This is a genomic window from Anaerorhabdus sp., from assembly GCF_036657415.1.
GTDB lineage: Bacteria > Bacillota_I > Bacilli_A > Erysipelotrichales > Erysipelotrichaceae > Anaerorhabdus.
On the sequence record NZ_JAVXGL010000120.1, the window covers coordinates 1 to 4305 of the forward strand.

At 30.8% G+C, this 4305-nt stretch carries 8 protein-coding genes; 3 read left to right on the top strand and 5 right to left on the bottom strand.

From position 1 onward, the window contains the following. A partial coding sequence (locus tag RSB60_RS11000) for a LexA family protein (RefSeq protein WP_332616347.1) occupies positions 1-577 on the bottom strand: 577 nt, incomplete at its 3' end. A gap of 118 nt (positions 578-695) precedes the next feature. On the opposite strand from RSB60_RS11000, the gene RSB60_RS11005 reads away from it, so the two are divergent. From RSB60_RS11005 to RSB60_RS11015, 3 genes are read left to right on the top strand one after another with little or no spacing between them, the layout of a single operon-like run. Next, positions 696-1937: a DNA polymerase Y family protein gene (locus tag RSB60_RS11005; RefSeq protein WP_332616349.1), complete on the top strand. Its 1242-nt coding sequence runs from the start codon at positions 696-698 to the stop codon at positions 1935-1937. Between the two features lie 11 nt (positions 1938-1948). Next, positions 1949-2182, top strand: coding sequence for a hypothetical protein (locus RSB60_RS11010; RefSeq protein ID WP_323380552.1), 234 nt, complete (start codon positions 1949-1951; stop codon positions 2180-2182). 5 nt (positions 2183-2187) lie between these two features. Continuing rightward, positions 2188-2709 (top strand): SOS response-associated peptidase family protein, encoded by a 522-nt coding sequence (locus RSB60_RS11015; protein WP_332491187.1) that lies wholly within the window; start codon positions 2188-2190, stop codon positions 2707-2709. 16 nt (positions 2710-2725) lie between these two features. Here RSB60_RS11015 and RSB60_RS11020 read toward each other — a convergent pair whose 3' ends face one another. The 4 genes from RSB60_RS11020 to RSB60_RS11035 form a co-directional block, all read right to left on the bottom strand. Continuing rightward, complete coding sequence (locus tag RSB60_RS11020; RefSeq protein WP_323380554.1) at positions 2726-3091, bottom strand: hypothetical protein; 366 nt, start codon at positions 3089-3091, stop codon at positions 2726-2728. Between the two features lie 34 nt (positions 3092-3125). Continuing rightward, positions 3126-3584, bottom strand: a complete 459-nt coding sequence (locus RSB60_RS11025; protein WP_332616352.1) for an AAA family ATPase — start codon at positions 3582-3584, stop codon at positions 3126-3128. Further along, a complete protein-coding gene (locus RSB60_RS11030; RefSeq protein WP_332616354.1) occupies positions 3541-3870 on the bottom strand; it encodes an AAA family ATPase in 330 nt (109 codons plus the stop codon). The genes RSB60_RS11025 and RSB60_RS11030 overlap by 44 nt, the downstream gene beginning before the upstream one ends. A gap of 12 nt (positions 3871-3882) precedes the next feature. Then, positions 3883-4305: DUF2785 domain-containing protein (locus tag RSB60_RS11035; protein WP_332616356.1), on the bottom strand; the 423-nt coding region annotated here is incomplete at its 5' end.

Here is a 4305-nt window from a genome sequence, read left to right on the forward strand (position 1 = left end):
GAATCTTGATTCCCTTTTCTTCAATATCCTCTTGCGTAAATATCATTGGATTATAATTTTCATTTTCTGGTTGGAGGATCATTTTATTTTCTTTAAAAAACACACGTTTAAGTGTTACTTCGTTGTTTTCAAGTAATACTACTGCAATCTCACCGTTTTCTACAGAATCTTGGCGTCTTATACATACACAATCGCCCTCTATAATTCGTACATTCTTCATTGAATCACCAATAACATTCAAATAGAAGTATTCTTTTAACGCTTCATTTTCTGCCACATATTCATATCCTAAAATATTTTCTTCCGCAAACAAACCTAATCCTGTTTTAACAGTACCCAAAATTGGAACTGGTTTCATTTCAATAACCTCTTTAGATAAGTTTCTATTAATCATATCTTCTAGTGGAATCGAAAAGAATGATGCAATCTTTTGAATGATTGGCATCGGTGGAATTGATGTTCCATCCTCCCATTTTTGAATCGTTGTGAATGATTTATAGCCTAAAAAACGTGCAAGTTCATCTTGTGAAGTTTTGTTTATTTTTCGAAGCGTTCTTAAATTTTCTCTAAAGTTCATATTATCACCATCTTTATTTTATCTATCTTTTCTATGAAATTCAATTCTTATTTGAAAAAAATTCAAGTTTCACTTGAACTTGATTATTTTTCAAGTAAAATAGAGATGGGTGATTTCCATGAGTCGAATTATACTTCATTCTGATTTAAATTGTTTTTATGCTTCTGTTGAAATGCTTTATCACCCTGAGTATCGTCATGTTCCACTTGCGGTATGTGGTGATATTGAAGAAAGACACGGTATTATTTTGACCAAAAATAAGTACGCTAAAATTAAAGGTGTTAAAACCGGTGAACCCATTTGGCAAGCTAAGCAAAAATGTCCAAATCTTATTTGTATTAAAGCAAACTTCCCACTATACCTTCGCTATGCTAAAAGTGTTCAAAAAATATACGAACGCTACAGTAATCGCGTTGAATCTTTTGGAATTGATGAATCTTGGATTGATATCAGCGATTGTCATTACCTTTATAAATCTGTCGAAGAACTTGCGGTAGAGATTAAAGAAACTATCAAGTTTGAACTTGGATTAACTGTATCCATTGGTATCAGTTACAACAAGGTGTATGCAAAACTTGCTTCTGATTTAGCTGACATTGATGATTTTTGTACATTATATCCAAACGAAAAAGAAAAAAAGGTTTTCCCTTTGCCGGTTTCACAGCTTTTGTTTGTTGGACGTTCTAATGAAAAGAAATTAAAAATGTATGGTATTTATACAATTGGTGAATTATCCACCACTCCACTAGAACAACTAAAACGGATTTTTGGAAAAGTTGGTGAAATACTTTATAGTTTTGCTAATGGTATTGAAACAAGTGAAGTTGCAATCACAAATACTCTGTCACCAATGAAATCAATTGGTAATAGTACAACTTGCCCAAAAGACTTAACCACTTTAGAGGAAGTTAAGATTGTATTTATTATTCTAATAGAAAGTGTTTGTGCACGAATACGTGAACAAGGCTTGTATGGAAAAACTGTGACTATCTCTATTCGGAATTCTTCACTTCATACAATTACTCGTCAAATGACATTACCTCTTCAATCCGACTGTACCGATTATGTCTTGGAATATGCATTACTTCTATTTGAAAAAAATTATAGTTTTCATAAGTCCATTCGTGGTCTTGGTGTTCGTTTATCAAATTTCACAGAAAACCCGCCTATTCAACAAAGCTCTTTTTTTGAAAAAAATAAAGATTGTTCAATGAAACAACTAGAAGTAGCTATTGATGAAATACGTAATCGTTTTGGTCACTATGCTGTTCAACGTGGATGTGTACTTCAAGATAATGATTTAAATCGTCTTGATCCAAAGTCGGATCATGTTATCTTTCCAGAAAGTTATTTTAAGTAAGGAGAATTTTTATGAAACAATGCTATGTTAAAGTTATTTGTGAACATGATACAAACGGTCAAATTCTTCCCCTTTATGTTGTGTGGGATAATGGTATAAAATACAAGATTGATCGCGTCCTACAATGTTGTCCTGCTGCATCATTAAAATCAGGGGGATCTGGAATGCGTTATACTTGCTTATTCGACCAAGAATGTCGATACTTATTTCATGATCATGATAAATGGTTTATTGAGAAGAGGTGATTATAGTGTGTGGTCGTTATTTATTTTCAAATACTGATAATACATTTATAAACAATATTAAGAAATATTATCAAAATCAACTTCCTTTTGAAGTTTTTCAACAAATTCATTTTGATGAAATACGTCCCACAGATAAGACTGTTGTATTTCTTAATGACGAAAACAATAAATTAATTCCTCAAGTAATGTCTTGGGGATTAACAATAAATAAAAAACGTGTCATTAATTTACGAAATGAGAATGGCATTGCTCGTCACTATAAACCATGCCTTGTCATTGCATCAGGATATTATGAATGGGATCAAGATACAAAACAACGATATTTATTTTCTACATCAAATCATCTCATTATTATGGCAGCTTGCTACAACAATAAAAATGAATTCGCCATCATCACTGAAGAGGCAAATCCAACATTGTCAAAAATTCATAATCGTGTTCCATTGACCATAAAAAAAGATGAAATCACATCTTACTTCCAAGGTGAAATCATTCATTCTAATCAATTTTCAATAAAAATAGATTAAGCGGATATTCCGCTTTTTATTTTGCTAACTCTAAAACAATTTCAAACGCCTTAATTCTGCGTATTGCTAAAGTATGTTGTGAAGTTCCATTACTGAATTTATATAGCATATCTTCAATTTGTTTTTTTATTGGTGGTAGAATACGTTTCAAATTTTCTAAATCCGTTTTTGTTACTTCTACAATTGGTTTTTCATCCAATGCAATCATTAATAATGAATCAGCGGTATAGAAGACATGTAAGCGTTCTTCTACCCTTTTAATTTGTGCTGGTTTAGAAGATTCTTTTATAGAAAGTGTCTGAATCACTTTTTCGCTCTTTCGGATGGTAGATTGTATTGCGTTTTGAGCCATTTTTAATTCTTCTTTCGAAAATTGATTCATCTTAACCTCCTCAAATTAGAATATTATTTAATTTCTATTTTTCCTCAAATAAATATTGGAAGAAACTTTCTGGATTATTAAGGAATTGCTTTGTCAACATTACATGTTCACAATCACTATATTCTATAGCCTCAATACCCTCTTCCGTAATTTGATAGATACGTGCATTTGGATATGATAATAAGATTGGTGAATGCGTTGAAATGATAAATTGCGAATTATTTTTAACTAGCATATGCATTTCAGCTAGTAAAGTTAATTGTCTTGATGGTGATAAAGCAGCTTCTTGTTCATCTAATATGTATAAACCATTACCCCAAAATCGATTTTGTACAAGGGATAGAAAACTTTCACCGTGAGATTGATTATGCAATGAAACATCACCAAAACTAGTGGATACTTTCGCATTAAATTCATCTTTATAATATTCATCAATTTCAGAAGCAACATTATAAAAACTTTCTGCTCGCAAGAAAAAAACCATCTTTTTCATAAGCACCTTTAGAAAGAGTAATGTATTGATGTAAATTAGATGTTGTATCTCTTGTTTCAAAATTAAAATTCTTTGATCCACCTTCAGGATTAAAACCAGCATTAATTGCAATTGCTTCAATCAGTGTTGATTTGCCTACTCCATTTTCACCCACTAAAAAAATGACATCGTGATTTAAATTTAAATCATTGCCTTGCATTAAATTTTGAATAACTGGCAAATCTTTAATATAGGAATCTTCATTAATTTCATTTAAACGTAGACTTTCAATATAGTGTCTATCCATAAACATTACCACCTATTTATTTTTAAAATATAAACTTCTCCATAATTGTTTACCATTCATACGACTAATAAATGAAGAATATTCATTAAAGTTTTCATCAAAAACTAAAGATTCTTTCCATATCTCAAGTTCTTCTAAACTAATTAACTCTTTTTCCCTCATTGATATGATTACCGATACAAAACGTTCATCTTCTTCATGATTAAAAATAAAATCAGAATTTGTAAATACTTTAGCGCCTAAGTTCAATATCGTTTGACAATCTTCATGCGTACACAATGAAGTTAAAACTATTTCATCTAATGCATCAGCACAATGTGCTATTGCATGAATCCACCCAAATTTTTCATTATATCCACGATAATCTTTTTCACTTTCGAAATACTTAAAAACTAGATTTTTTGTCCTTACGAATTCATCTTCACTCATAAATGG